Source organism: uncultured Fretibacterium sp. (assembly GCF_963544685.1).
GTDB lineage: Bacteria > Synergistota > Synergistia > Synergistales > Aminobacteriaceae > CAJPSE01.
Genome location: NZ_CAUUGJ010000002.1, coordinates 32816 through 57944 on the forward strand (window position 1 = coordinate 32816; position 25129 = coordinate 57944).

The following is a 25129-nucleotide window of genomic DNA, read 5'->3' on the forward strand; positions in this document are numbered from 1 at the left end:
GGACCGCCGGTCAAGCCGGCAGTCCCGATTTTAAGGTCTCGACGCGGGGACCATTCTAATTCTAATTCCTCTACACGATTCCCCGGATCTCGGAGAGGTTCGCGATACCCTCCTTCTCCATGAAGGCCTCGATCCCCTCGATGATGTCCAGGGCGATGTCCGGTTTGGTGAAGGTCGCGGTGCCGACCTGCACCGCCGTCGCGCCGGCCATGATGAACTCCACCGCATCGCGCCAGGCGGCGATGCCTCCGATCCCCATAACGGGGATCTTGACCGCGTGGGCGACCTGATGCGTCATGCGCAGCGAGATCGGCCGGACGGCCGGGCCCGAGAGGCCGGCATAGACGTTCTCGAAGACGGGCCTGCGCCTGTCGATATCGACGGCCAGCGCGAGGTAGGTATTCGTGAGCGAAAGGCCGTCCGCCCCCTCCTCCTCGCAGGCCCGGGCGAGGGCCACGATGTCCTCCGCGTTGGGGGAGAGCTTGACGACGAGCTTGTGCCGGCACTCCCGGCGCAGGATGCGGACGACCTCGCGCGCCGTCTCCGTCCTGACCCCGAAGTTCATGCCGCCCTGCTTCACGTTGGGACAGGAGATGTTGAGCTCCAGCAGGTCGAGCTTCGCGTCGTTGAGGAGCGAAACGCCCTCGATGTAGTCCTCGATGCTGTGCCCTCCCAGGTTGACGATGTTCGCCACGTCGTGCCCGTTGATCCAGTCGAGCTCGTCCTCGAGGAAACCGCGCACGCCGGGGTTCTCCAGCCCGATGCTGTTCATGAGCCCGCTGGGCGTCTCCCAGACGCGGATGCCCTCGTTGCCGCTGCGCGGGTTCAGCGTGAGCCCCTTGGAGGCGATCCCGCCGAGCCTCGAGATGTCGAAGTATCCGCCGAGCTCGCGCCCGAATCCGCAGGTGCCCGAAGCGAGCACCACGGGGTTCTTCATCGCGACCCCGGCGAAGCTCACCGCCGGGCACGCCGCATTCGCCATCGTCAGAACACCTCCTCTGCGGGGAAGACGGGGCCGTCCGTGCAGACCTTCCTGCGCCCCCTCGTCGTTCCGCAGCTGCAGGCGAGACACGCGCCGAAGCCGCAGGCCATCCTCTTTTCCAGGCTGACGTAGAGCTTCGTCCCGGAGGCTCGGCATTTGCCGTAAAGCGTCCTCATCATGACCTCCGGACCGCAGGTCAGCACGCAGTCGTAGTCTCCGGGGTCGATCTCGTCCGTGATGAAGCCCCCGACCTTCACCGTCGTCCTGTCGCCGACGGCGCGGTACTCCTCGGCCAGCAGGACCTCGTCGCTGAAGCCGAGGAAGAGGTCGACGGCCGTCGCCGGACCGTGCGCCCCGAGGGTCCTCGCGGCGAGGTAGAGGGGGGCGATGCCGGCCCCGCCGCCCACCAGGGCGACCCTTCCCGAGACGAGGGGAAAGGTGTTGCCCAGGACCCGGCCGGTCTCGACCGCGTCCCCCTCCCGGCACCGAGCGAGCAGGTCCGTGCCCTCGCCGACCACCCGGTACAGGAAGCTCAGCGTTTCGGTGTCGGCGTCGAAGACGCTGACGGGACGCGAGAGAAGGGGATAGCGGCCCCAGGCGCGCAGCATACAGAACTGCCCCATTCGGGCGTCGTTGGGCTGTGCCACCCGCATCAGATAAAAGTCCCGGGAAATTCGTCTGTTCGACAGCACCTGGGGCACGACACGCCCCTCCTTCGTTTACCGTTCAATTTTGGGGCCTGACAAGCAGGCGACCAGCCCTGGAAAAACTGTATCACCTCACTGCGTCGAATTGAAGCCTCAAGGCTTCAATTCGACGTAAGCGACCAACGCGCCCCGCGAGGCTGACGCCTCACGGAAGGCGGTTGCCTGCTTATGGGCTTCGATTCGACGTAAGCGCCGACACAGCATTTGGGGCCGATAGGCCCCAAAGGGCTGGTCGGCTGCTTCGCCAAAGGGCAGCAATTGTGCTGCCCTTTGGCATAAGCGACCGGCACGCCATTCAAGGGCTAACGCCCTTGAAGAGGCGGCCGTCTGCTTAAAACATCCTCTTCTTCCACAGCCAATAGGCCGCCGCGCCGCTGAGGCCGAGGGCGACGAGCATCACCCACAGAAAGCCGCTCGGATGCTCCTGGAACGGGACGCCGACGTTCATACCCCAGAAGCTGGAGACGACGGTCGGGATCGAGATGATGATGGTGACGGAGGCCAGGAACTTCATCACGATGTTCAGGTTGTTGGAGATGATGGAGGCGAAGGCGTCCATCATGCCCCCCAGGACGTCGCTGTAGACCCGCACCATGTCGTAGGCCTGGTCGTACTCGACGATCACGTCCTCGAGTAGGTCGTCGTCCTCCTCCCGGAGCTTGATGAGCTCGTCGAACTGGGGATTCTTGAGCGTCCGGACGAGCTTGTCGACGGCCACGCGGTTGCTCCTCAGGGAGCCCGTGAAAAAGGTCATGCCCTTCTCCAGGTCCATCAGCTTGAAGAGCTCCTCGTTCTTCATGGAACGGCGCAGCGCCTCCTCGATCTTGTCGGACATCCGGTTCATCTCGTTGATGTACTGGAGATAGGTCCCCGCCGTCTTGTAGAGGATCTGAAGCAGGAACCGCGTCCGCTTCCAGGTGCAGAACCCGCTGACGCCGCCCCTCGGCCCCGGAAGGATCGGGTTCTCCTCCAGACAGACCGTGATGAAGGTGTCGGGGGTGATGACGATGCCCAGAGGGATGGTGTCGAAGTCGAAGCTCTCGGGGTGTTTGGGGATATTGATGACGACCAGTATGCAGGCGTCGTAGCCGCTGTCCTCGTCCATCTCCTCGAAGTCGATGCGGCTCGACTCCTCGACGTCCAGGGCGGCGCTCAGAAAATCCAGGGGCACGGCGACGAGACGGGCCACATCCTCCAGCTCCTGACGGGTGGGTGCGGTCATGTTGATCCAGCTTCCGGGACGGAGATTGTCCAGGGAGAGCTCCTCGTGACCCGGGGTCTTCAGGTTCGTGTGCGTTCTCAGTACCGAGATCATGAACATCCCTCCTTGGCGGCCCTTGGGCCTTTTTCTCTTTCATTTTCTCTTTTATTGAAGAACGACCGATATATCCGGTATATTTTACACAAAAGAATGCCCATATTCCATTTCTAAATCATTCGTGGACGAGGCGGCTTTTGCGAGATGAAGCGAAGGCGTACATAATGGTACGTCGAGCGAGGCGAGCAAAAACAACGAAGTTTACGAAGGATTTGAAATTGGAATTACTCCACTCCTCCCGGAGGAGGCGACGAAGCGGTACGCACCCGGCCATAGCCCGAGAGGATCAGGTAGTGGGGCTTCGCCCCCCGCGGCGCCGTGATACGGACCGTGGCCGCCGGGGTGAAGGTTCCCCACTGAGGGCTGTAGATGCTCTCGGGGGCGAAGGCGCTGTGGCGGACGAGCTGGAACCGGAGCCCCGGGGCAGCGGGGAACCTCTCCGGATCCGGGTCGTCCTTCCACCTCAGGGCCAGGGTCTCCGCGGAGGTCCCGGCGCTGAGCCGAAGGGTAAAGGAACGCCCCGTCCGGTTCGCCTTCGTCAGGGAACGGAGGATCCAGTGCATGGCCCGTCCCGCCTCCCGCTCGGGGGACGCGCGGCCCCAGTTTATCGCTGCCGCCGCCCCTGCCATCAGTCCCAGGATCGACAGGACGATGAGCACCTCCGTCAGGGTGAAGGCGGGGCGGGGGAGGGCCCCGACGCGCGCCGCGAGCGGGAGAAGCGTCCGGGAGCGTTCCGGGCGATCGTGACGGCTCAGGAGGTTTTACCTCCCGGAGGCGGACAGCCCCAGCTCGAAGACCCGGAGGTTTGCCTCCAGGTGCTTGGGCGGAGCCAGCTCCTCGAGCGCCTTCTCGACGAGGTCCCGTTCCAGTCCGACGATGCCCATGCCGCTGGCGGCGCCGAGGATGAGGACGTTCAGAAAGAGGTAGTTGCCCTTCATGTGCGCGTTCAGGATGTCGTAGCCCGCGAAGCGGCAGACGTCGATCCCCCGGGACGAGAGATAGGCCGCGAGCCGCTCGTTTTGGAAGACGGCATCGTCGTGGACGTTGACGACGAAGGTCCCTCCCTCCCTGAGGTAGGGGAGGTTGCGGATGCCCTCCGACTGATCGAAGGCCATCAGGACATCGGCCTGCCCCGTGCGGACCAGCGAGCTGCGGTAGCCGCCGATTTTGAAGTGGCTGATGACCGATCCGCCGCGCTGGGCCATGCCGTGGACCTCGCTGCCGATCACGGGCAGCCCCTTGCCGATCGCCACCCGCCCCAGGACCCTGCTGGTGAAGAGGATGCCCTGGCCGCCTATCCCGACGACGACGTACTGCATGTCCTTGTCCCGACGCATCTCAGTTCGCCTCCCTCTTCCCGATGGCCCCGTGCGGACAGACCGGCTCGCATGTCCCGCAGGAGATGCAGTAGAGCGGGTCGATCGAGACCTTTTTTGTGTGCTCGTCGAAATGCAGCCCCGGGCAGCCGAAGTAGTCGATGCAGTAGCGGCACCCCACGCACTTCTCGTGGTCGACGGTCATGGGGATGACCGGCTGCGGGCGCCTCAGCAGCATGCAGGGATGCCTGAAGATCAGGACCGCCGGGGTCCGCTGCGCCTCCGCGTGCTGCCACGCGCGTTTGACCGCGTCGACCCCCACGGCGTGGTCGTAGGCGGGCACGGTCTCGACGAAGGCGACGCCGCATCCGCGGACCAGCTGCTTGAGGTCGACGGCAACGCCGGAGTCGTCCCTTCTGGGCTTGTCCCCCAGGCCGGGATGCGACTGCCCCCCCGTCATGGCGGTGGAGCTGTTGTCCAGGATGCAGAGGACGAACGCGTGGCGGTTGTACACGGCGCTGAGAAGGCCGGGCACGCCCATGTGGAAGAAGGTCGAGTCCCCGATGGTCGCGACGATGGGCCGGGATTGGCCCGTGACCTCGTGGGCCAGGAAAAATCCCGACGACACCGTGACGGCGGCGCCCATGCAGACGCTGGTGTCGATGCCCTTCTGGTTGATGCCCAGCGTGTAGCAGCCGATATCCGATGGGTTGATGGCGTTGGGAAGCGCCCGGCGGATGGAGAAGAAACTGCTGCGGTGCGGGCACCCGGCGCAGAGCTGAGGCTTGCGCGGGACGAGGTGCAGGTCCTCGATGACGGGGGCGAAATCCGGAAGGACATCCGCCTTGGGAGGCTTCTCCCCCAGGACCTCCGTCAGGATCGAGGCGATGAGCTCGGGCAGGAGCTCCCCTGCGCCCGGGACCGTTCCGTCGCAGCGTCCCCGGACGTTCGTCCGGTCCGTGAGCTGCATCTCGATGACGGGGTAACTCTCCTCGAGGACCAGCACGCGCTCGTGCCGCGCGACGAACGCGTCCGCCATCCTCCCCGGCAGGGGGAACGGCGTGCCGATCTTGAGAATATCGACGTCCTCCCGGCCCCATTCCTTCAGCACGTCGCACAGCGACGCGAAGGCGATCCCCGAGGCGATGACGCCCAGCTTCGCCGGCTTCGAGGCGGGGAGCTCGTAGTTGTAGCGGGCCCAATCCGTCTCAAACTCCCCGCGGATTTTTTCCAGCCGTGCGATGTGCTTGGGATGGGAGATACGCACGAGAGCGGGCAGCGGGCACCAGCGCGCTGGGTTGCGGTCGAACTTGACGGGCAGGCCGCCGGCCCGGACGGAGGGCAGCGCAATCGCCTGGCGTGAGTGAGAGATGCGCGTCGTCGGGCGCAGGACGGTGGCGACGCCGTACCGCTCGGACAGCGCGTAGGCGTCGGCGACCATGGCCACGGCCTCCGCTGCGTCGGCGGGGTCGAGGCAGGGGACCTTGGCGAACATCGCGAAAAAGCGGCTGTCCTGTTCGTTCTGCGAGCTGTGGGGGCCGGGGTCGTCGGCGGCGATGAGGAGCATGCCGCCCTCGAGTTCGTAAAGGGCCGTCGTCATGAAAGGGTCGGCGGCGACGTTCAGCCCTACGTGCTTCATGACGCAGCAGGCACGGGCCCCGGCGAAGGCCGCGGAGACGGCCATCTCGTAGGCGACCTTCTCGTTTGCGCCCCACTCCACGGCGATCTCCGCGTCCTGCGCGTCCGCGAAGCGGGCTATGGCCGGAAGGATCTCCGAGGACGGCGTCCCCGGATAGGCGGTCGCGACCTGACAGCCCGCAGCGACGACCGCCCCCGCAATCGCCTCGTTGCCCAGAAGCAGTTCCTTCTTCTCCATCGTTCAACACCCCTCAAAAATGTTGATGTGGATTCGCAATATAGTATAGCGCAAGGGCTCAGCCAGAGAAGAGGGCGGGAATGATCCCGCCCCTTTTTCGGATGTCTCCTCCTGATTTTTGTATTTCTATCGGGAGCTTTCGGGGGTGTCGGCGCCGTGCCGCCTTCCGGCCAGCTCCGTCAAATAGGCCTCGTCGGCCAGGTAGGGCAGGGTGATGTGCTCGCCCGTGCGCTTTTCGTTGAAGGCCGCGGCCGTCGCGAGGGCGTTCTCGTTGCGGGCCCAGGCCCTTCTCGCCACGCCGCCCATGACGTCCCAGCTCATGGCGCTTCGGATTATTTCGTCCACCCGGAACGAGCCGTCCAGCACCAGGCCGAACCCGCCGTTGACCGCCCGTCCGATGCCCACGCCGCCGCCGTTGTGCAGCGCCACCAGGCTCATGCCGCGCGCCGCGTTGCCCGCGAAGCACTGCGTGGCCATGTCCGCCATGATGTTGCTGCCGTCCTTGACGTTGGACGTCTCGCGGTAGGGCGAGTCCGTCCCGGACACGTCGTGGTGGTCGCGGCCCAGCATCACCGGCCCGATCTCCCCGTTGCGCACCATCTCGTTGAACTTCAGCGCGATGCGCACGCGGCCCTCCGCGTCCTGGTACAGGATGCGGCATTGTGTCCCGACCACCAGCTCGTTCTTCTCCGCGTCGCGGATCCAGACCCAGTTGTCCTTGTCCTGGAAGCGCCGGTTGGGGTCGATGCAGTCCATCGCCGCCCTGTCCGTCCGCCTCAGGTCCTCGGGGTCCCGGGACAAGCAGCACCAGCGGAACGGTCCGTAGCCGTAGTCGAAGAGCATGGGCCCCATGATGTCCTCCACGTAGCTCGGGAAGATGAAGCCCTCGTGGGTGTCGCGGCCGTTCCTGGCCACCTCCGTCACGCCGGCGTCAAAGACCGCGCGCAGGAAGGCGTTTCCGTAGTCGAAGAAGTACGCCCCCCTCTCGACGAGCGTCCTCACCAGGTTGAAATGGCGCCGCAGGGTCTCGTCCACCAGCAGGCGGAAGCGGTCGGGGTCCTCCTTCAGCAGGCGCGTGCGCTCCTCGAAGGTGATGCCCGCCGGGCAGTAGCCGCCATCGTAGGCCGCGTGGCAGCTCGTCTGGTCGGAGAGCAGGTCGATGCCTATATTGTGGTCCACCGCGTACTGGAGCAGGTCCACGACGTTGCCGTGAAAGGCGATGGATCGGACCTCCCCCTTGCGCATCAGATCATGAGCCCGGCCGAACGCCTCCTCGGGCGTCTTCGCGATCTCCTTGACCCAGCCCTGACCGTGCCGCGTCGCGATGCGGGATTCGTCCACCTCCGCCGTGACGGAGACGCAGCCCGCGATGTCCGCCGCCTTGGGCTGGGCGCCGCTCATGCCGCCCAGGCCCGAGGTGACGAAGAGCCGCCCCTTCAGGACGTCCGGTTTGTCGCCGAACTTCATGCGCCCGGCGTTCAGCACGGTGTTGAACGTCCCGTGCACGATGCCCTGAGGCCCGATGTACATCCAGCCGCCCGCGGTCATCTGTCCGTAGTTCGCCACGCCGAGCTGCATGGCGCGGTGCCACTCCTCCTGGTTGTCGAACAGCCCCACCATCATCGCGTTGGTGATGACGACGCGCGGCGCCTCGGGCTTCGACCGGAACAGGCCCAGAGGGTGTCCGGACTCCACCACCAGCGTCTGGTCGGGCGTCAGGACCTCCAGGTACTTCTTGATGAGGAGGTACTGCATCCAGTTCTGGCACACCTGCCCGGTCTCGCCGTAGGTGACGAGCTCGTAGGGGTAGAGCGCGATGTCGAAGTCCAGGTTGTTGTCAATCATCACCTGGAACGCGCGTCCCTCCGTGCAGCGCCCCCTGTACTCGCCGATGGGCCTGCCCCAGAGCCGGCCCTCGGGGCGGAACCGGTAGCCGTAGATGCGGCCTCGGGTCCTCAGCTCCTCCAGAAACTCCGGCGCCATCTCCCTGTGAAAACGCTCGGGGATGTAGCGCAGCGCGTTTTTGAGCGCCAGCACCGTCTCCCGCACGTTCAGCGTGTACCCTCTGTCGGGCGCGCGGCGGCAGCCGGGGTCGAACTCGGGCATCCTGGGCAGTCCGTTCGGGAAGTCCAGGGCCAGGGTCATCGTCTCATCCTTCATTGGCATCGCAAAGTCTCTCCTCTCCACTTCGGGCGGCTCCTGCAGCGAGGGTGTTCCATCCCATGCGGGCTTTTCTTTCCATATGGGCTTTTCTGCCGGGAAAAACGGGATGGCCGGACTTCGTCCGGGGCTTACGACAACGATATCGTCTCCCGGCCGAGGGACATCCCCGGTCCTCGACGGGCGCTCGCCCATCGCCAGGTCACCGGGTTTATGACCGTCCCCATTTTGATATCATATCATTGAAAGTTGAGGAACATTGCTGAAAAAGGAAGATTTTGGGGAGGACAAAAAGCGTACGGCGGTGTATCATTATTTTTCCACAGGATCGTCTTCGCGGAGGAGAACGCTTCCTCCGCGTTTTTCATTTTTCGGAGTTCGGGAGAGTTGGGTGGCCATGCATTATCTCAGTCAATTCGGGATCATTCTGGGCATAACCTTTGCGGGGGAGGCGCTGAACTACATCCTGCCCTTTCCGGTGCCGGCGAGTATCTATGGACTTTTGCTCCTGTTCCTCTGCCTCGTTTTCAAAATCGTCAAGCTCTGTCAGGTCGAGAGGGCCGGAGATCTTCTATTGAGCATTCTGCCTTTAACGTTCCTCCCCGTGAGCGCCAGACTGCTCGATCTATGGGACGAGCTCCGCGATATCCTGGTCCCCCTGCTGGCCATCTCGGTGGTTTCGACCGTTGTGGTCATGGCCGTCACGGGATATGCCGTACAGGGGATCGTCCGCCGGAAAAGCGGGAGGGGACGGATACAATGATTCCAAAGGACCTGCGCGAAACGATGCACCTGATCGAAAGCTCCGATTACTTCTGGCTGGGGCTTACGCTGTCGGCCTATCTTCTGGGGCTGGTCCTCAACAGGCGCTTGAAGAACCCCCTGATCAACCCCCTCCTGGTCGGGATCATATTTCTGACAGCGATCCTGTACCGTTTGGGAGCTGATACCTCCCGTTACGATGAAGCCGTGCGGCCATTGGTTCTGCTGATGACGCCTGCGACCATCTGTCTGGCCGTTCCCCTGTACCGTCAGCTGCCCCTGCTTCGAAAACATGCCGGGGCGGTATTGGCAGGCATCCTCCTCGGTGTGATTGCCAATGCGCTCTGTCTTCTGGTCCTGGGATGGTTCTTCGGGCTCTCTCGGGTCCAGTTCGCGACATTGCTGCCCAAGTCGATCACCACGGCCATAGGGATCGGGCTTTCCAAGGAGCTGGGGGGCATCTCCGACATCACGGTTGCAGCCATCGTTGTGAGCGGTATCCTCGGCAACGTCATGGCATCGAAGATCTGTTCCCTGCTTGGAATCGAGGACCCTCTGGCCGTGGGGCTCTCCATAGGGACCGCCTCGCACGCCCTCGGGACCGTCCGTGCGTTGGAGATCGGTGAAGTGGAGGGGGCAATGAGCGGGCTTGCCATCGTCGTAACCGGATTGCTGACCGTGCTTGTAGCACCGCTGTTCATGAGCCTTATATGCTGATGTGTCGTTTTTCCGCTTGGCGGTCGATATTCAGCAGCTTCCTGATCGGTCCTCCTCCCGTTGACCGGCAGCTCCACGACCTCGATCCGCTTGATCTCTTTTTGTGACAATGCTATCCCCCCCCGCTCCATCCCGATACTATCCAGAAGGCCTGCCTGCCGCGGGGGCGTTTCCTCCAGGCTGCTTATGGGGTGGACCGAAGGGTTGATCAACTCCCCAAGCTCGAATACGCGTAACGCAAAGATTCGCTTTCCCGCTTATGGCGCAGCTGCATTATCACAGAACGACGATTGTGCACAATAAATCTTGATAAAAATTATAGGGTATGATATTCTTTATTCAGACTTGGGAGGAGGGATCTCATGTGAAGTTGTCGACCACCACACGATATGGTCTGCGGGCTCTGTCCGACCTCTGCGCCCAAGGCGGCGAGGGGCCTGTCGCCGTGAGCGACATCGCCCGGCGTCAGGACATTCCCGCCAACTATCTGGAACAGCTCTTCGCCAGGCTGCGGCGGGGCGACATCCTGCGCAGTGTGCGCGGCGCCCAGGGAGGGTATCTCCTAGCGCGCCCTGCCGGGGAGATCACCGTGGCGGAGATCGTCGAAGCTCTGGGGGAGACCATCACCTTCGGAGACTGTCAGACGGAGGCGGGATGCGACCAGATAGACATCTGTCCCACCTTTTCACTGTGGCGGAAGGTTCGGGATTCGATCGACGAGATACTGAAGGCGACGACTTTGGAGGACCTCGTTCGGAACAGGACGCTTTTTCAGGATGAGGGGGAGGAATTTTGAGCCCCCATGATGTTTCGGAATTTTATCTCTGCCCTGAGGGCATTTGAGGAAATGGCTTGAGCCACGTTCGACTAGGGGGGACGACGATGCAAAGCGCATATCTCGATTACGCGGCGACGACGCCGACGGATCCCGAGGTGCTGGCGGCAATGATGCCCTATTTTACGGAGGTCTTCGGCAATCCTTCGTCCGTTTATTCCTTTGCCGTGAGGAGCCGCAAAGCGATCGATACGGCACGCGGCCAGGTGGCCCAAGCCCTGAATGCCGGTCCCGACGAAATCTTTTTTACCGGCAGCGGGACTGAGGCGGACAACTGGGCGCTGAAGGGGACCATGGAGCGCCTGCGAAGCAAGGGAGACCACCTGATTACGACGAAGATCGAACACCACGCCATCCTCCACACGGCGGAATACCTGGAGAAGGTGGAGGGGTTCCGCGTGACCTACCTGCCCGTCGACCCCGACGGGCGCGTCCGCATGGAGGACCTGGAGGCCGCGATGACGGACAAAACCGTTCTGGTCTCCGTGATGTTTGCCAACAATGAAGTGGGGACCATCCAGCCCATCGGAGAGATCGGTTCGCTTTGCCGGCAGCGGGGAGTTCTGTTCCATACGGATGCCGTGCAGGCGGCGGCCCAGCTGGATATCGACGTCAAGGCCCTGAACATCGACATGCTGTCCCTGTCCGCGCACAAGATGTATGGCCCCAAGGGAGTGGGGGCCTTCTACCTGCGCAAGGGGCTGCGGCTCGAGAACTTCGTCCATGGCGGCGGCCAGGAGAAGGGACGGCGTGCCAGCACCGAGAACCTGGCGGGCATCGTGGGCCTCGGTGCCGCCATCGAGAGGCTGAAAGCGCGCCTGCCCGAAGAAAAGGCGCGCCTCTGCGCCCTTCGGGACCGGCTGATCGACGGCGTCCTGAGCAGGATCCCCGACGCCAAACTGAATGGAGCACGGGGGGACGCGCGGCTGCCCAACAACACGAACTTCAGCTTCATCGGCATAGAGGGGGAGACCCTCCTGTTGGATCTGGACTCGAAGGGGATATCGGCCTCGACGGGCAGCGCCTGTTCCTCGGGGTCGCTCGAGCCCTCCCACGTGCTTCTGGCTATGGGGCTGTCCCATGAGATGGCGCACGGTTCCCTCCGCATGACGCTGGGGCGCGGAACCACCGAGGAACAGATCGATTACGTTCTGGACGTGCTTCCGGAGATCGTGGCCCGGCGGCGGTCCATGTCGCCGCTTTGGGAGGACTTCCTGAAGCGCCGCGGAGGAAAGTAGCGGCGGCTCGCCTTCTGCCGGTAAAAGGCAGGAGGCGCGCTCGACGAAAGATATATTTCGGGGGTGGACAAAGTGGCACTGGATTACAGCGAGAAGGTCATGGAGCATTTCAGCAACCCGCGCAACGTGGGAGAGATAGAGAATGCCGATGGGGTCGGCGAGGCCGGAAACCCCAGGTGCGGGGATATAATGAAAATCTATCTGAAGGTCAAGGACAACGTCATCGAGGACGTCAAGTTCAAGACCTTCGGATGCGCGTCGGCTATCGCGTCGTCGAGCATGGCGACTGAGCTCATCAAGGGAAAGACGATCGACGAGGCTTGGAACCTGACGAACAGTGCCGTCGCCGAGGCGCTCGATGGTCTGCCGCCCATCAAGATGCACTGTTCCGTTCTGGCGGAGGAGGCCATCCATACGGCGCTCAACGACTACCGCGCCAAACATGGGATGGAGGTCATCCCCATGAAGCAGTATGACCATGACCACGACCACGCCGTGGTGTGAGGCATAACGGATCGTTCCGTTCGTTCACGCCCCGATCCGCTGGGAGATCGGCTCCTTTCCACCCCGTCGAGGGGCCGGGAGGATCCGTCCGTCGGATCGGGGGAAGTGACGGATGTCGTTGCGGCTCCTGCTTTTTTGAAAAACGGACGCCGTTTATTGACAAGATCGGGTCTGGCGTATAAAATACTGCTCGTTGTTGCAACGGGGCTGTAGCGCAGCTGGGAGCGCGCTTCCCTCGCACGGAAGAGGTCGGGAGTTCGAATCTCCTCAGCTCCACCATTATTTTTCGGGGCGTGGCGCAGTCTGGTCAGCGCACCTGCTTTGGGAGCAGGGGGTCGAAGGTTCAAATCCTTTCGCCCCGACCAGCGCAGACCTAAAGTGTGTCGACGCGGGAATAGCTCAGTTGGCTAGAGCGATGGCCTTCCAAGCCGTAGGTCGCGGGTTCGAATCCCGTTTCCCGCTCCATTACGAACGAGACGCGCTTGTAGCTCAGCTGGATAGAGCAACGGCCTTCTAAGCCGTAGGTCGCGGGTTCGAATCCTGCCGGGCGCGCCAAGAGTTGAAAATGGTGAGCGTAGTTCAATTGGTTAGAGCACCGGATTGTGGTTCCGGGGGTTGGGGGTTCAAGTCCCCTCGCTCACCCCATAGGAAAATACGCGCTCGTAGCTCAGTTGGATAGAGCGACGGACTTCGGATCCGTAGGTCGCGGGTTCGAATCCTGCCGGGCGCGCCAAAGAGAAACGGACTGTTAGCTCAGTTGGTAGAGCAGCTGACTCTTAATCAGCGGGTCGTGGGTTCGAGTCCCTCACAGTCCACCAGTCAATCATTTCAATGAATCTCATAGACGTACAAGCCCCCTGACGAGTCAGGGGGCTTGGCTTTGTCGGACCCCATGATATGCGTAGAAATTCATGGCGATTCGGAACGAACCCGTATGCTGGATTGTAAATTGTAAATCCAGGATCGCTCTGCCGCTTGCTTCCGTCTGTCCTTCAGCCGTTCTTCCTGTGGTTTTGGGAGGCCCGGAGCGCTTTGACATTTTATTGGGCATTGTTTCTATTGTATTGAATTATTCTGCGGTCTTTGTTATTATATCCTAAATTTGTCGAATATGGGTTCGGAGTTTTTTACGATGTTTGGCATGAGTCTCCAGAAAACCGGGGGCCCCGCCCCGGAGACGGGTTCGGCCAAACAAAGAGGAGCGCCCGCCGGAAATGGGCGAGGCGACCGAAAGGTTTCAAGGAGGACTTCGATCGATGAAAAAAGAGGCTGGGACGCCCCGAAACTCCAGAAAGGCCGACTTGAAGGAAAGGCCTACCGTCGCGTTGGACGACGGAAAAGGGAATTTGCTGAACGCGAAGGCTTTGGGCATAAAGGATTCCGATGCCGTCGAGGCGGCGCTGATGGATCTTCTGGAGAAGACCCGGCAGGTGGGGCGCGCTCTGCAGAGCCGCCGCGAGGGGGACCCTCTGGACTACACCAGGTTGGCCAAACTGCTCTCGGAGTTTTCTACCGCCAATGTCTACATCGTGGATCAGCCGGGAAAGCTTCTGGGATATACCTGGCTTCCCGAGTACGAGTCCCGGACGCTTCTGGAGAGCATGAGGGCGGGGGCGATGCCGGCGAGCCTGGCCGACAAGATGAACCGTTACCGGGAGTCCGTGATCTGCGACGAGGATGCGTTTCTGTTCGATGACCCCAGCTCGGTGAAGAGGCCGGAGAAACATCTGATGTACGTCCCCATCTACGGCGCTGCGGCGGAACGGCTGGGGACGGTTCTTCTGGTCCGTTTCCATGCGCCCTTCGTCGTCCGGGACGTGCTGCTGGCGGAGTACCTGGGGTCGCTTGTCGGTATTGAAATGCTCAACGACCGGAACCGCACCATCGAGGAGCACTCCCGCGACCGTATCGCCGTTCAGATGGCGATGCGCGCCCTTTCCTACTCGGAGATCGAGTCCATGAAGCACATCATCGCGGAGCTCGGGGGACAGGAGGGGGTGGCTGTGGCCAGCAAGGTCGCGGATCGGGTCGGCGTGACCCGCAGCGTCATCGTCAACGCTCTGCGCAAGCTGGAGAGCGCCGGATTGATCGAGAGCCGCAGCCTGGGAATGAAGGGAACCTACATCAAGGTGCTCAGCCCTCTTTTCGTGGAGGAGCTGGGGGTGGCCTCATCCGCCCGCGTCGCCTATTGACGCGCAGGGGACCCGGGGAATAGGGTGCGGGCAAACAGGTTTGTTTTTTGTTCCGCAGGTCTCTCGCTGTAGTATAATTTGGGCGGGGAGGAGTGAGGAACATGTTGGGCGAGTTCACCTGGAGCGTACTGGAGAAGGACATGGAGGGCTTGGCACAGCGCTTCAAGGCCGTGTCGAGAAACGTGGCCAACGCGGATACCCCGGGCTACACCCGGCGCAACGTTTCCTTCGAGGACCAGCTTCGGGACGTCATCCAATCGGGGGAAAAACTGCGCATGACCGTTACGGACCCCGCTCATATCCCCACGCGCCCTCTCCTGGTCTCGGATGTAAAGCCCGTGGAGCTGAAGATACGCGACGAAGCGTATCGACTCGACGGCAACAACGTCGACCCGGAACGGGAGATGGCGGTCTTGGCGGAGACGCGCATGATGTATAACGCCATGAACCGTCTGGCGGCCAAAAAACTTGCCATTTACCGCACCGTCATAGCGGGACGGTAGTTTTTGCGGTGTTGAGGAGAGAGCTCGGATCATGAGAATATTCGAGAGCATGGAGGTCGCGGGCAGCGCGTTGACGGCCCATCGCCTGTGGATGGACACGATATCCTCTAACCTGGCGAACATCAACACCACCCGCACCCTTGCGGGGGGGCCCTACAAGCGCAGGGTACCGGTCTTCGCCGAGATGCTGGACAAGACGATCGGCGGGTACCAGGACATCGGGGGGGTTCGCGTCTTGGAGATCGAGGAGGACCAGACCCCGTCCCGTCTGGTCTACCAGCCGGAGCATCCGGACGCCAACGCCGATGGGTATGTGGCCTTTCCCAACGTCAACCTGGTTCGGGAGATGACGGATATGCTTGTGGCGAGCCGTGCCTACGAGGCGAACCTTTCCGTGGCCACCAGCGCCCGCGATATGTGGAACGGCGCCTTGGAGGTCCTGCGCGGCTGACTTTGTGAGGCATTTTTTGTTTTTGTCCGCTGACGATGATTCCGACGGATTCCCTCCGTCGGTTTTTTTGTTTTTTACCTTTTTCTTTGGGGAGGTTTGAGCGTGCAGGGACGGCAGCGCCCCGTGGTGGGCGATTTGGATGGATTGAAGGAGCTCTGGGAGAGCGGGGGAAGCGTGCACGACCGCGCCGGCGGCGCGGCCCGGGCCTGGATGTGTCCGGAGGGACGCGTCGCAGCCGTCTTTCCCGACGTGCGCCAGGCCTCGGAGTTTGCACTGGACCGTAAGGCATTTTTTCCCGATAGGCCCCTCTTCCGCCTCGCCGAGCTTCCTCTGACCCTGCAGACGATCGGCAGCCGGCCGCTTCTCCTCGAGCGGGGGGAGACGATCCGGCGCTGGACGACGGAGGGCGGCGTTCTGGTGGCGACCCCGGGGGCCCTGATGTCCCCCTGTCTCATGGCCGATGGGGAGCTTCCCGTGACCTGCGGGGAGGAATATGCCAGGGACCGCCTGGTGGCCTGGCTCGAGCGCAGCGGATATCAGCGTGCGGACCTCGTCTGGTCGCCGGGTCAGTACGTCCTGCGCGGTTTCATCATGGACGTCTTCGACCCCGCCCACGCCCTTCCTCTGCGTTTCGAGTTCTTCGACGACGTCGTGGAACGGATCGGCGCCTTTCAGCCCTCGACGCAGAAGACCGCAGCCGGGCTCGACTCGGTCTCCCTGCACAGCCTCTCCGGCGCGCAGGCCTTCATGCCGCCGGCCCTGCTGCCGGCCGATACTCGGGTCATCCTCTATGAACCTCAGAGTATCGAGGCGCAGGCCGTCTCCTTCCATTGGCTTTGGGATGAACTGTGTTCGGAGGCGCACGTCGATCCCGTCCCCTCCTGGAATGAGGTGTTTCGCGACCTGGCACGCTATCCGCGCCTGAGGGTGACGCGCGGAGTGGATTGGACGGAGGCTCAGCTCGACGTGGAGGAGCTTCCCCCCTTCAAGGGGGACTTCGGGGCGGTCCTGCGCCTCTGCCGGGACCTGGACCGGCTCGGCTGCGCCGTGTGCGTGTACAGCGAGAACGCCCGGTTCCTGGACGGGGAGAACGGACCGTTCGCTCAGACTCCCTTCGTCGAGGTCCGGAAAGGGGCCCTTTCCTCTGGCTTCGTGGACAGGGCCGCGAAACGTGCCTTCATCTCGGACCGAGAGCTCTCCGGGGTCTCCGCCAGAGCGGCCTCCTCGGAATGGCGCGCTCCGCTGGAGTGGCGGGATCGGCTGTCGGCAGGGCAGCTTGTCGTACACGAGGACTACGGGCTGGCCGTCTTCCGCGGCATCGAGGAGATCGTCTCGGCGGGGGCCTCCATGGACGCCTTGGTGCTCGAGTTCGCCGAGAACAAGCGCCTTCTGGTCCCCGTCCTCCAGTCCCACAAGCTCACGGCGCTGGCGGAACACCAGAGCGACGAGACGGAGCTCGATACCCTTCGGGGCTCCCGGTGGCGCAAGTCCATGGAGAAGGACAAGAAACGGGCCCAGGAGGAGGCCAGGGCCCTGATCGAGATTTTCGCGCGTCGCGAGCTGGAGCGCCGAGACCCCCTGACGGAGCCGGGCGAGCTTTACGAGTCGTTCGTCAGGGCCTTTCCGTACACGGAGACGGCCGACCAGCTCAAGGCCACGGCGGAGATCATGGAGGACCTGTCCGGCCCCTTTCCGATGGACCGCCTTCTCGTCGGCGACGTAGGGTTCGGCAAGACGGAGGTCGCGCTGAGGGCGGCTTTCCGGGCCGTCGCCGCGGGGCGTCAGGTCTGCGTACTGGTCCCGACGACGATCCTGGCTCAGCAGCATTACGGAACCTTCCGTTCCCGCCTCTCGGGCTTTCCGGTCTCTGTGGGAATACTCTCCCGATTCACCTCGAGGTCGGAGGCGGGGCGCACCGCGTCGAGCGCAGAGGACGGGTCCGTCGACATCGTCATCGGGACGCACAAGCTGCTCCAGAAGGGGATCAAGTTCAAGAACCTGGGCCTTCTCGTCGTCGACGAGGAGCACCGTTTCGGCGTCATGCACAAGGAGAGTCTGAAGCGGACCTATGGGGCGGTCGATATCCTGAGCCTGTCGGCAACCCCCATACCGCGCACTCTGGCGATGGCGCTGAGGGGGCTGCGCAGTATTTCGGTGCTCTCCACGCCCCCAGAGGACCGCCTGCCCGTAACGACCTTCGCGGGGCCCTGGCAGACCGCGCTGGTGCGTAAGGCCGTGGCCTGCGAGCTGGAGCGGGGAGGGCAGGTCTATTTCGTCGTCAACCGCATCGCGCGTATGGAGGAACAGCGGCGGATGCTTGCCGCTTTTTTCCCCGAGGCCAAAATCCACGCCGCGCACGGCCAGATGCCGGAACGGGAGTTGGAGAGGACGATGCTGGACTTCTACGCGGGGGCTATCGACATCCTGATCTGCACGACGATCATCGAGAGCGGCCTGGATGTGGGCCGTGCCAACACGATCATCGTGGACGACTCCCAGGAGCTCGGGCTGGCCCAGATGTACCAGCTCCGCGGCCGGGTGGGGCGCCGCGGGGAAAGCGCCTTTGCCTACTTCTTCTATCCGGAGCGTGAGGAACTGAGGAAGGAGACGGCGGACAGACTGGAGGCCATATCCACTCTGACGGACCTGGGGTCGGGCTACTCGATTGCGCGGCGGGACCTGGACATCCGGGGCGGAGGGGAGATCGGCGGAACCACGCAGCACGGAAAGAGCAGGACGGGGGGCTTCAGCCTCTTTTATCGGATGCTGGAGGAGGAGCTGGACCGCCTGCGCGGCGTGGAGAACCGGCTGACGGAGGTCGCCTACGACCAGGGTGGCTCCATCCCCGCCTTCTACATCCCTCAGGAGGGGGTGCGGGTCACGCTCTATCGGCGTCTCCTTCAGGTGGTGGGGCTGGACGAGCTCATGGCCTTGATGGGGGAGATGGAGGACCGTTTCGGCCCCCTTCCCGAGCCCGTCCGTCTTCTCACCGGCCTGACGGCGATACGGAACTGTGGGGCCGCCTTCGGGCTGCGCACGGTCTCGGTCAGGAAGGGTGGTACCTCGGCGGAGGGCAAACTCGACGGGCTGGCCCCGTTTTTGAAGAAGAAGCGGGGCTGGACCATTCTGGGCGCTCATGCCGTCGGGCCCGGCGGGGTTCCGGGGGCCTCCGGGCTCTTCGAGGCGATGCGGGAGGCTGCGGAAGCCGGGGAGCGATCTCCGTCGCCCGGGGAATAACCTTATGGCTGCCGGCCTGTTCGCCCTATGGATTTGACCTTTTGTGCGCTTTCTCTTACAATGCGGTTGGCTCACCTTTCTTTTTGGACGGTGATCGTGAGGACGAAGTCTGCGAAATATTGGCCCTGACGGCAGGGCGGATGGGAGCTTGCGGGGCGTGAAGCGCCCGCCCCATCCGGGCCGTGCAAGGGAGGTCGATGTTCGTGAAAAGGCGGTCCGTCTACGAAATCTTTTTGTTCCTGCTCTTCCTCTTGCTGCTGCTCTCCCTGGGAGGTTGCAGAGGAAGCTCCGGCGGGGCGGGGCCCGAAGCTCCGCCTCGATCCTCGCCCGCGTCTCAACCCAATCCTCCTTCCCCCAAGCCCTTGCCCAGGCCGCAGCCTCCGGTCCCTAGCACCAAGCCCTCGAATCCCGATCCGAACCCACCGAAGGCGCTGAAAAGCGATACGGACGGGGATGGCATTCCCGATTATATCGAATATTACCCCTTCGACAGGATCATAACGTTCAACCTGCCCTTGGATCAGTTTTTTCCCCGCAACGACACGGACGGCGACGGGGTGCCGGACGGCGTGGAGGGGATCGAGGATTCGGATGACGATGGGGTCCGCGATTACATCGATTTTGACGACGATCAGGACGGCCTTCTGGATGTGAACGACCCCGACCGGCTGAGGCCCGCGGAATACCTGGAGGAGCCGCAGCCCTACATTACGGGGCTCTTCGACAGGACGCTGGGGGCGGAGGGTCTGGCCGTCCCCGGCGACGAGGTGGAGCTTCAGGGCTCGTTCGTTCCGGGGGCCGATGCGGGCAGCGCATGGATAGCGATTCGCGAGTCGTGGCGGCATGGCGGTAAGCGTGGTACACCGCTGAACCTGAGACCCGCGTCCGTGACGGACGGCAAGGCGTCGTTCAGCTGGCCCGAGGGAACGGGCGAGGGGCACTGGGAGGTCTTTTTGTTCCTCGGCAACCGGCGCACGTACGCCATAACGGTCCGTGTGGTGAACGTCCACACGCCGATCATTTCCTCCGCCGTGCAGACGGACGGCGGCAGGGTGCGCGTCGAGGGGAGGAACCTGAACGTGGCCCTGAGTGTGGTGTTCAGCGATGACGTGTTGTCCGTGGACAACTCCGGGGGCGAGCCCGGTCACTTCGAGGCGCCGCTGCCGGAAAGGGCGGACTCCGGCCCCTTGTATGTGGTCGGCAGTTACGGAAGAAGCGAGTCCGTCGTGTTCCTTCGTCGGAAGGAAATCACCGGCCGGATCGTTCTGCCCGAGGGAGTTCGCGTGGAACTATCCTCCTTGACCGTTTCCTTGTTGCTTGATGATGTGGAGTTGAGGCCGACATCCGATGGCCGCTTTGGCCCTTTGAATTTGCCCCGGGACGTGACATGCAGTCTGTATACCTTCCTGCCTCCGCGAGACGGAGAGGAGGACGAGCGGATATTTCTGAAGGGGTTCTACATTCCGGGGGATAAAACCATAATAATCGACAGCATGAGCACCGCGCTGACGGAAATCTGGCCCATAGTGCTGATGCAGAGGCATGTAAAAGGGTATGAGGCAGAGGTTCGGGAACTGATGTTGAAGCTGCCGGAGGTCCGGGCATTGGGCGAGGTCATCGCCAGGGGCCTGGCTGGGAGCCTGGATTATTTGGATGTGGACTTGAAACTATCGGTACCGCGGATGCCTCAGGAACATGAGCAGGCCCTCCACAATGCGTGGAATGCGGTTATCAAAGCGATGAAATTGCGAGAAGGGAAGGTAAGGGGACGCAGCAGGTCCTACGATATTTCCCCCAAGGGGGGAGCTCAACGGCTTTTTCATGCCTTTTCTCCAACGCAGCACTCCTGCAGTTTCTCCGCCGGCGGGTGGGGACTGCATACGGTGATGCTGTTGGGGGGCGATGCGCCCGACGACAGGACGTAAGGTATTCCGCAAATCCCCCGATTAACCCGGGGGATTCACATATCATGGAGGGAAAGGGCGATGGGTGCGTGTATCGGGAATTGGGTGACGGTGATTGAAGGCAAGAGGACGGCGAGATGACGACTCTGCGTTTTTCGCTGGGCATCTTATGGCTGATTGTATGTTTGGGGATATTTCTGTACCCTATAGGATATCTATGGCGAGCACGGAATTATCAGCCCAGGCGTTCCGGAGCTTACTTCAGCAGATTCGCCGTCTTGGGGAGCTTGAAGATACTTTGTTGGGTCGGGGCGACTATTGTCGTGGGATTGGGCGGAATTTGGAAAGAACTTGAGTCCTCTTGCGTAAGATTTGCATTGATGCTCTTCCTTTTGGGACTATGGCTGATCTATTTCGAGGCCCCCATAAACGACCTGTTCGGTGCGGATGATGAGGAAGTTTTGGAAAACGAGGAAATGCTTTCTTTGTGGTACGGGGGATTGAACGCGAACTATATCCGATACCTTAAAGATATGTACCATTCGAAGTTTTTCAGTAGAGGAAAGCTGGAAATTAACTTTCCTCGTACAAGGGCGTGGGCTTGGGATATTCCTCGCCTGCGTGCTTTTGCCTATTACCTCAAAGGACAGGGCGTTATGTTTGTGTCGATATTGCTGTCGATTGGTATCGTCGATAATATGCTTGGTCACCTCAATAAACTGAGTGAACTTGAAGCCTCCGATTTGTGTATCTATATTCCTATGACGATTTTTATGGGAATTGTACTTTTCACTTTTGCCTGTGCCATTCGCCGGGAGTGGATGGCACATTACCATACGCTGTTTTGCGCTATGAAAGAAGGGCGGGACCCGGACCTGTTTGACCGGGCACGGTTGGCAGAAATGCGCCGGACCATTTTGGCCTGGGGGCAGGAGAAGGGGTATGTCTGCTATGATCGGGAAAATCAATGTTGGAAACTAAATGAGCAGAGGTTCGACGAATAACATGGAGACACGTTTCTCATTGGGGCTTCTGTGGTTGATAACAGCATCTGGCTGGATATTCTTTGTTCCCTGGATACGCCTACGCCTATGGCGGCGGGGTTGTGTTCGGGGAATGGAAAGATCTTTTGTCGACGAATATGCCTGGAAAGATGTTCTTTTTCAATTACAGCGAAACTGTGCCGGGATTCTGCTGGGGTTGTTTTTTATCTGGGGGAAAAGGATGGAATCCTATTCACTGTCGATAATAATAATATACGTTATCGTGATAGCAATATCAAGCATAGTTAATACTGTAAGATTTTATGTGCAAAAAAACCGCTAAGAAATTATAGACATGAGGAAGAATAATGAAGATGAGGACTCGACGGGGAAGTATCGGTCCATGCAGCGAGGAGGGCAAGGCAGCGTTGACGGATGAGACGATTTTGTCCCTCTGGTATGGGGGGGTGAATAAAGTTTACGTCAGGAGATTTCGCAGCGCAGGACGATGGTTTTTCTGTCCTGCCCAGGAGACGAATACATCCCGAGAATTTACACGTATCTGGGCTTCCGATAATCCTTATCTGCGTGTCTTTGTCTACTACTGCAAGGCTGTATGGGGGATCTTGGGTATTGCGTCCGCAGCCCTGTTTCTTGGAAATTGGTATCTGGTCAATTATGTGCAAGATTTCGAGCATACTTTTGCACGGGATAGTTTCGGAGTGTCCTTTTATGTATTTATGGTCGTTTTTATTCTCCTGGGGATCCCACACCTCATGTTGTCGCTTGATGTTTACAGCCAGTGGATGCCTCAATGTCGGGCTCTGTCCCGTGCGTTGCGTGAGGGGTGGGACCCGGACCTGTGCGACCGGGCGCGTATGGGGGAGATGCGCCGGACGATTCTGGGCTGGGCGTGGAACAGCGGCTATGTCCGCTACGACCGTGAAAAGGGCTGGCGGCTGAACGCTCCCTCCAGGGGTTCGAAAGGCGGCCGGCTGATCGAATGACGGCATGACGATCCGACGCGGCCGCAGCGAAATGCCGGGGACAAAACGCCGATGGTACGGATTTGCATATCATGGAGGCGAGAGGCCGATGGAGATACGTGCGGAGGTCAAAAGCCTGGGGCCGTGCAGCGAGGAGGCCGAGGCGGCGCTGACCGACGAGGTGATGCTGTCGCTGTGGTACGGCGGCTTGAGCAGGATTTACGTGCAGAAATTCCGTGAGGAGGGGCGGTGGGTTTTCGAATTTATACCTGATATTCCAAGGGAATGTTTCAGGGCCTGGACGTGGGACAATCCCCACATGCGTGCCTCCGCCTATTATTGTAAAGCTGTATTCAGCCTGCTGGCAACGGCGTCAATGGGTGTTATTTGGGGCGGTTCCTGTGTCGGAGGCTTTCTGGACCGCATGGAGCATACCGCCATGCTGGAAAATCTGGGGCTGTTGCTTCGCAGCATTCTTATCCCTTGGGGTCTCATCGTCATTCCGTTTTTCGTGTTGTCGTATAAGAGGGGATACAGGGTATGGATGTCCCATTACCGAGTTTTGGCCGAGGCTCTGAAATGGGGGCAGGACGCCGATCTTGCCGATCGTGTGCGTATGGAGGAGATGCGCCGGGCTGTTCTGGACTGGGCATGGAACAGCGGCTATGTCCGGTATGCCGATCATTGGCGGCTGAAATACGGGAGAGGAGGGCGGTGAGCGTGATGCCCTTGAGCTTTTCCCTGGGAATCTCATGGCTTATTATGGCGGCTCTTCTGGCTTTTTTCATCCCGTGCGTTCACCTGTGGCGTTCCTCGAACTTCATTCCGCCTCGTGCAAGCGTGCAGGAGGGAGCTTATGCCGTTTTCGGAGTGCTGAAGGCATTTTGCCTGATGAGCTTCGTCATTGCGTTGGGGCCGATCGGGTTCTATGCCGAACTCCACCCGCTCTACGCGGCGCGCTGCCTGGATGTGGCCGGAATATTTTTTTCGCTGTGGGCTCTGGCGCTCTACTTCGAAGCTCCCATACACGGCCTGTTCGATGCGGACGACGAGGAGGTGCTGACCGACAAGGAAATGCTCGCTTTGTGGTATGGCGGTTTGAACGAGAAGTATTTTTTGAAGAAAATGGAATCGTATCGCTCGGAACATCGCAGGGCCATCTCGGAGAAAGCGGCGGTAATCAATTTTTCTCATACATGGGCCTGGGCTTGGGATAACCCCTGCCTGCGCGCTGCAGCCTATTTTCTGAAGGGGCAGAGCACCCTCTATGCGGTTTCGTTCCTTCTGGTTCAGATCATGGGGTTTACCTATGACGATGTCCGAACGATCAGGAATCCTTCATGTGCTCTCGTTCAGGATACGGCGGTCTTATCCTTTCTCTGCGTTCGCATCCCGATGACGATTCTGATGACTTTCGTGTTCTTTCTCTTTGCCAATGCCATCCGCAGGGAGTGGATGCCGCACTACCGGGAGCTGATTCTTGCACTGAAGGAGGGGCGGGATCCGGACCTTTCCGACCGGGCGCGAATGGCGGAGATGCGCCGGACCGTTCTGGGATGGGGGGTAAACAACGGCTATGTCCGCTACGACCGGGATCGTGGCGTCTGGCTACTGAATGCGCAAAAGGGACGGATGATCGGATGATGAGCTGGCGATTGGCGCTGAGTCTGCTGTGGGCCATCGTTACGCTGGTCTGGATATTTCCCGTTCCCTGCGCATGGCTGTGGCGTGCAATCCGAGATCCGCGTCAGGGGCCTCATTTTTGTGAACGGTATGCCCGATGGCTCATCATCAAACGTTTTCTATTTATTTGTAGCGGTATATCGCTGGGGGTAGGGGTAATCTGGCGGGAGTATTACCTCCGGTTCATAATAATAACGCTTGTGGTGCATCTTTTTTTTTCTCGCCTGCGGGTCAGGTTTTTATAAGGATTTCGATAAACAACGGTGTGAGAAGGCATAGGTCGGAGGACGGCGTTTCCGACAACCGGGGGATTCGCATATCATGGAGGCGAGAGGCCGATGGGTGCGCATGTCGGGAATTGGGCGACAACGATTGAAGACAAGAGGACGGCGAAATGACGCCGCTGCGTTTTGTGCTGGGGCTTCTGTGGCTGGCGGGGGCGTCGGCCTGGATGCTGCCTCCGCCCTGTATAAATCTTTGGCGGGCATGGGGGTATCACAGCGCCCGGCCCGGGGCCGGAAATGGAAACTTCGCCGTCATGGGGGCGATGAAGCAGCTTTGTTTCATCGCGTCGGGCATCGTCGCGGGCCTGTCCGCGTTTTGGTGGGAGCACCTGTATCTCTGCCTCGAGACGGCCTTGACCCTTCTGCTGTTGGGGGTGTGGCTGATCTATTTCGAGGCGCCCATAGACGGCCTGTTCGATGCGGACGACGAGGAGGTTCTAAGCAACGGGGAAATGCTGACCCTCTGGTATGGGGGACTGAACGAGATTTAC

Annotated in this window: 23 protein-coding genes and 7 tRNA genes; 23 read left to right on the top strand and 7 right to left on the bottom strand. The window is 61.2% G+C overall.

Annotation, left to right across the window (positions count from 1 at the left end; all coding sequences use genetic code 11):
* Positions 1-70 precede the first annotated feature (70 nt).
* The 4 genes from ABLA28_RS00495 to ABLA28_RS00510 form a co-directional block, all read right to left on the bottom strand.
* On the bottom strand, positions 71-982 hold the full coding sequence (locus ABLA28_RS00495; RefSeq protein ID WP_347712070.1) for a dihydroorotate dehydrogenase: 912 nt from the start codon (positions 980-982) through the stop codon (positions 71-73).
* Positions 983-984: 2 nt separating this feature from the next.
* On the bottom strand, positions 985-1683 hold the full coding sequence (locus ABLA28_RS00500; RefSeq protein ID WP_347712071.1) for a dihydroorotate dehydrogenase electron transfer subunit: 699 nt from the start codon (positions 1681-1683) through the stop codon (positions 985-987).
* A 337-nt stretch (positions 1684-2020) separates the two neighbouring features.
* Positions 2021-3004, bottom strand: a complete 984-nt coding sequence (locus tag ABLA28_RS00505; protein WP_347712072.1) for a magnesium transporter CorA family protein — start codon at positions 3002-3004, stop codon at positions 2021-2023.
* 227 nt (positions 3005-3231) lie between these two features.
* The gene (locus tag ABLA28_RS00510) at positions 3232-3570 is read right to left on the bottom strand and encodes a hypothetical protein (protein ID WP_347712073.1); all 339 of its coding nucleotides are present in this window, start codon (positions 3568-3570) and stop codon (positions 3232-3234) included.
* Between ABLA28_RS00510 and ABLA28_RS00515 the strand changes: the two genes are divergently transcribed.
* Entirely contained in the window at positions 3569-3754 is a 186-nt protein-coding gene (locus ABLA28_RS00515) for a hypothetical protein (protein ID WP_347712074.1), read from the top strand. The two genes, ABLA28_RS00510 and ABLA28_RS00515, sit on opposite strands and share 2 nt — an antisense overlap.
* Positions 3755-3768: 14 nt before the next feature.
* On the opposite strand, the gene ABLA28_RS00520 is transcribed toward ABLA28_RS00515, so the two are convergent.
* The 3 genes from ABLA28_RS00520 to ABLA28_RS00530 all read right to left on the bottom strand — a co-directional run bounded on the left by ABLA28_RS00520 (position 3769) and on the right by ABLA28_RS00530 (position 8365).
* Entirely contained in the window at positions 3769-4344 is a 576-nt protein-coding gene (locus ABLA28_RS00520; RefSeq protein ID WP_347712075.1) for a 2-oxoacid:acceptor oxidoreductase family protein, read from the bottom strand.
* A gap of 1 nt (position 4345) precedes the next feature.
* Entirely contained in the window at positions 4346-6199 is a 1854-nt protein-coding gene (locus ABLA28_RS00525; protein WP_347712076.1) for a thiamine pyrophosphate-dependent enzyme, read from the bottom strand.
* Between the two features lie 126 nt (positions 6200-6325).
* The gene (locus ABLA28_RS00530; protein WP_347712077.1) at positions 6326-8365 is read right to left on the bottom strand and encodes a urocanate hydratase; all 2040 of its coding nucleotides are present in this window, start codon (positions 8363-8365) and stop codon (positions 6326-6328) included.
* A 391-nt stretch (positions 8366-8756) separates the two neighbouring features.
* Here ABLA28_RS00530 and ABLA28_RS00535 point away from each other — a divergent pair, with 391 nt between their 5' ends.
* The 22 genes from ABLA28_RS00535 to ABLA28_RS00640 form a co-directional block, all read left to right on the top strand.
* Positions 8757-9122 (top strand): CidA/LrgA family protein, encoded by a 366-nt coding sequence (locus ABLA28_RS00535; RefSeq protein WP_347712078.1) that lies wholly within the window; start codon positions 8757-8759, stop codon positions 9120-9122.
* A complete protein-coding gene (locus ABLA28_RS00540) occupies positions 9119-9838 on the top strand; it encodes an LrgB family protein (protein WP_347712079.1) in 720 nt (239 codons plus the stop codon). The genes ABLA28_RS00535 and ABLA28_RS00540 overlap by 4 nt, the downstream gene beginning before the upstream one ends.
* Positions 9839-10202: 364 nt before the next feature.
* On the top strand, positions 10203-10634 hold the full coding sequence (locus ABLA28_RS00545) for an Rrf2 family transcriptional regulator (protein ID WP_347712080.1): 432 nt from the start codon (positions 10203-10205) through the stop codon (positions 10632-10634).
* Between the two features lie 86 nt (positions 10635-10720).
* Entirely contained in the window at positions 10721-11911 is a 1191-nt protein-coding gene (gene nifS, locus ABLA28_RS00550; RefSeq protein ID WP_347712081.1) for a cysteine desulfurase NifS, read from the top strand.
* A 78-nt stretch (positions 11912-11989) separates the two neighbouring features.
* On the top strand, positions 11990-12415 hold the full coding sequence (nifU, locus tag ABLA28_RS00555) for a Fe-S cluster assembly scaffold protein NifU (protein ID WP_299299132.1): 426 nt from the start codon (positions 11990-11992) through the stop codon (positions 12413-12415).
* Positions 12416-12618: 203 nt separating this feature from the next.
* Positions 12619-12694, top strand: a tRNA-Ala gene (locus tag ABLA28_RS00560).
* Positions 12695-12702: 8 nt separating this feature from the next.
* Positions 12703-12780: transfer RNA gene (locus ABLA28_RS00565), tRNA-Pro, on the top strand.
* Positions 12781-12803: 23 nt separating this feature from the next.
* Positions 12804-12880: transfer RNA gene (locus ABLA28_RS00570), tRNA-Gly, on the top strand.
* 13 nt (positions 12881-12893) lie between these two features.
* Positions 12894-12970: transfer RNA gene (locus tag ABLA28_RS00575), tRNA-Arg, on the top strand.
* A gap of 13 nt (positions 12971-12983) precedes the next feature.
* A tRNA-His gene (locus ABLA28_RS00580) sits at positions 12984-13060 on the top strand.
* Between the two features lie 11 nt (positions 13061-13071).
* A tRNA-Arg gene (locus tag ABLA28_RS00585) sits at positions 13072-13148 on the top strand.
* A gap of 9 nt (positions 13149-13157) precedes the next feature.
* Positions 13158-13233: transfer RNA gene (locus ABLA28_RS00590), tRNA-Lys, on the top strand.
* A 585-nt stretch (positions 13234-13818) separates the two neighbouring features.
* Positions 13819-14607 carry a GTP-sensing pleiotropic transcriptional regulator CodY gene (gene codY, locus ABLA28_RS00595; RefSeq protein WP_314716326.1) on the top strand — a complete coding sequence of 263 codons (789 nt, stop codon included), beginning with the start codon at positions 13819-13821 and terminating at the stop codon, positions 14605-14607.
* 101 nt (positions 14608-14708) lie between these two features.
* Positions 14709-15110, top strand: a complete 402-nt coding sequence (flgB, locus tag ABLA28_RS00600) for a flagellar basal body rod protein FlgB (protein ID WP_347712082.1) — start codon at positions 14709-14711, stop codon at positions 15108-15110.
* 31 nt (positions 15111-15141) lie between these two features.
* On the top strand, positions 15142-15561 hold the full coding sequence (flgC, locus tag ABLA28_RS00605; protein WP_347712083.1) for a flagellar basal body rod protein FlgC: 420 nt from the start codon (positions 15142-15144) through the stop codon (positions 15559-15561).
* A gap of 102 nt (positions 15562-15663) precedes the next feature.
* Complete coding sequence (locus ABLA28_RS00610) at positions 15664-18798, top strand: DEAD/DEAH box helicase (RefSeq protein ID WP_347712084.1); 3135 nt, start codon at positions 15664-15666, stop codon at positions 18796-18798.
* A 203-nt stretch (positions 18799-19001) separates the two neighbouring features.
* Entirely contained in the window at positions 19002-20723 is a 1722-nt protein-coding gene (locus tag ABLA28_RS00615) for a hypothetical protein (protein WP_347712085.1), read from the top strand.
* A 116-nt stretch (positions 20724-20839) separates the two neighbouring features.
* Positions 20840-21706, top strand: coding sequence for a hypothetical protein (locus tag ABLA28_RS00620; protein WP_347712086.1), 867 nt, complete (start codon positions 20840-20842; stop codon positions 21704-21706).
* A gap of 407 nt (positions 21707-22113) precedes the next feature.
* On the top strand, positions 22114-22692 hold the full coding sequence (locus tag ABLA28_RS00625) for a hypothetical protein (protein WP_347712087.1): 579 nt from the start codon (positions 22114-22116) through the stop codon (positions 22690-22692).
* An 88-nt stretch (positions 22693-22780) separates the two neighbouring features.
* Positions 22781-23389 carry a hypothetical protein gene (locus ABLA28_RS00630; RefSeq protein WP_347712088.1) on the top strand — a complete coding sequence of 203 codons (609 nt, stop codon included), beginning with the start codon at positions 22781-22783 and terminating at the stop codon, positions 23387-23389.
* Positions 23390-23391: 2 nt separating this feature from the next.
* A complete protein-coding gene (locus ABLA28_RS00635; RefSeq protein ID WP_347712089.1) occupies positions 23392-24315 on the top strand; it encodes a hypothetical protein in 924 nt (307 codons plus the stop codon).
* Positions 24316-24748: 433 nt separating this feature from the next.
* Positions 24749-25129 (top strand): hypothetical protein (locus ABLA28_RS00640; RefSeq protein ID WP_347712090.1); only part of this gene is annotated, 381 nt, incomplete at its 3' end.

Excerpts from the sequence above, each read along its gene's own strand:
- ABLA28_RS00495 (WP_347712070.1), bottom strand. The coding sequence starts at position 982 with ATGGCGAATGCGGCGTGCCCGGCGGTGAGCTTCGCCGGGGTCGCGATG.
- ABLA28_RS00505 (WP_347712072.1), bottom strand. The coding sequence starts at position 3,004 with ATGATCTCGGTACTGAGAACGCACACGAACCTGAAGACCCCGGGTCAC.
- ABLA28_RS00515 (WP_347712074.1), top strand. The coding sequence starts at position 3,569 with ATGGCCCGTCCCGCCTCCCGCTCGGGGGACGCGCGGCCCCAGTTTATC.
- ABLA28_RS00510 (WP_347712073.1), bottom strand. The coding sequence starts at position 3,570 with ATGCACTGGATCCTCCGTTCCCTGACGAAGGCGAACCGGACGGGGCGT.
- ABLA28_RS00520 (WP_347712075.1), bottom strand. The coding sequence starts at position 4,344 with ATGCGTCGGGACAAGGACATGCAGTACGTCGTCGTCGGGATAGGCGGC.
- ABLA28_RS00525 (WP_347712076.1), bottom strand. The coding sequence starts at position 6,199 with ATGGAGAAGAAGGAACTGCTTCTGGGCAACGAGGCGATTGCGGGGGCG.
- ABLA28_RS00530 (WP_347712077.1), bottom strand. The coding sequence starts at position 8,365 with ATGCCAATGAAGGATGAGACGATGACCCTGGCCCTGGACTTCCCGAAC.
- ABLA28_RS00535 (WP_347712078.1), top strand. The coding sequence starts at position 8,757 with ATGCATTATCTCAGTCAATTCGGGATCATTCTGGGCATAACCTTTGCG.
- ABLA28_RS00540 (WP_347712079.1), top strand. The coding sequence starts at position 9,119 with ATGATTCCAAAGGACCTGCGCGAAACGATGCACCTGATCGAAAGCTCC.
- nifS (WP_347712081.1), top strand. The coding sequence starts at position 10,721 with ATGCAAAGCGCATATCTCGATTACGCGGCGACGACGCCGACGGATCCC.
- codY (WP_314716326.1), top strand. The coding sequence starts at position 13,819 with ATGGATCTTCTGGAGAAGACCCGGCAGGTGGGGCGCGCTCTGCAGAGC.
- flgB (WP_347712082.1), top strand. The coding sequence starts at position 14,709 with ATGTTGGGCGAGTTCACCTGGAGCGTACTGGAGAAGGACATGGAGGGC.
- flgC (WP_347712083.1), top strand. The coding sequence starts at position 15,142 with ATGAGAATATTCGAGAGCATGGAGGTCGCGGGCAGCGCGTTGACGGCC.
- ABLA28_RS00620 (WP_347712086.1), top strand. The coding sequence starts at position 20,840 with ATGACGACTCTGCGTTTTTCGCTGGGCATCTTATGGCTGATTGTATGT.
- ABLA28_RS00630 (WP_347712088.1), top strand. The coding sequence starts at position 22,781 with ATGGAGATACGTGCGGAGGTCAAAAGCCTGGGGCCGTGCAGCGAGGAG.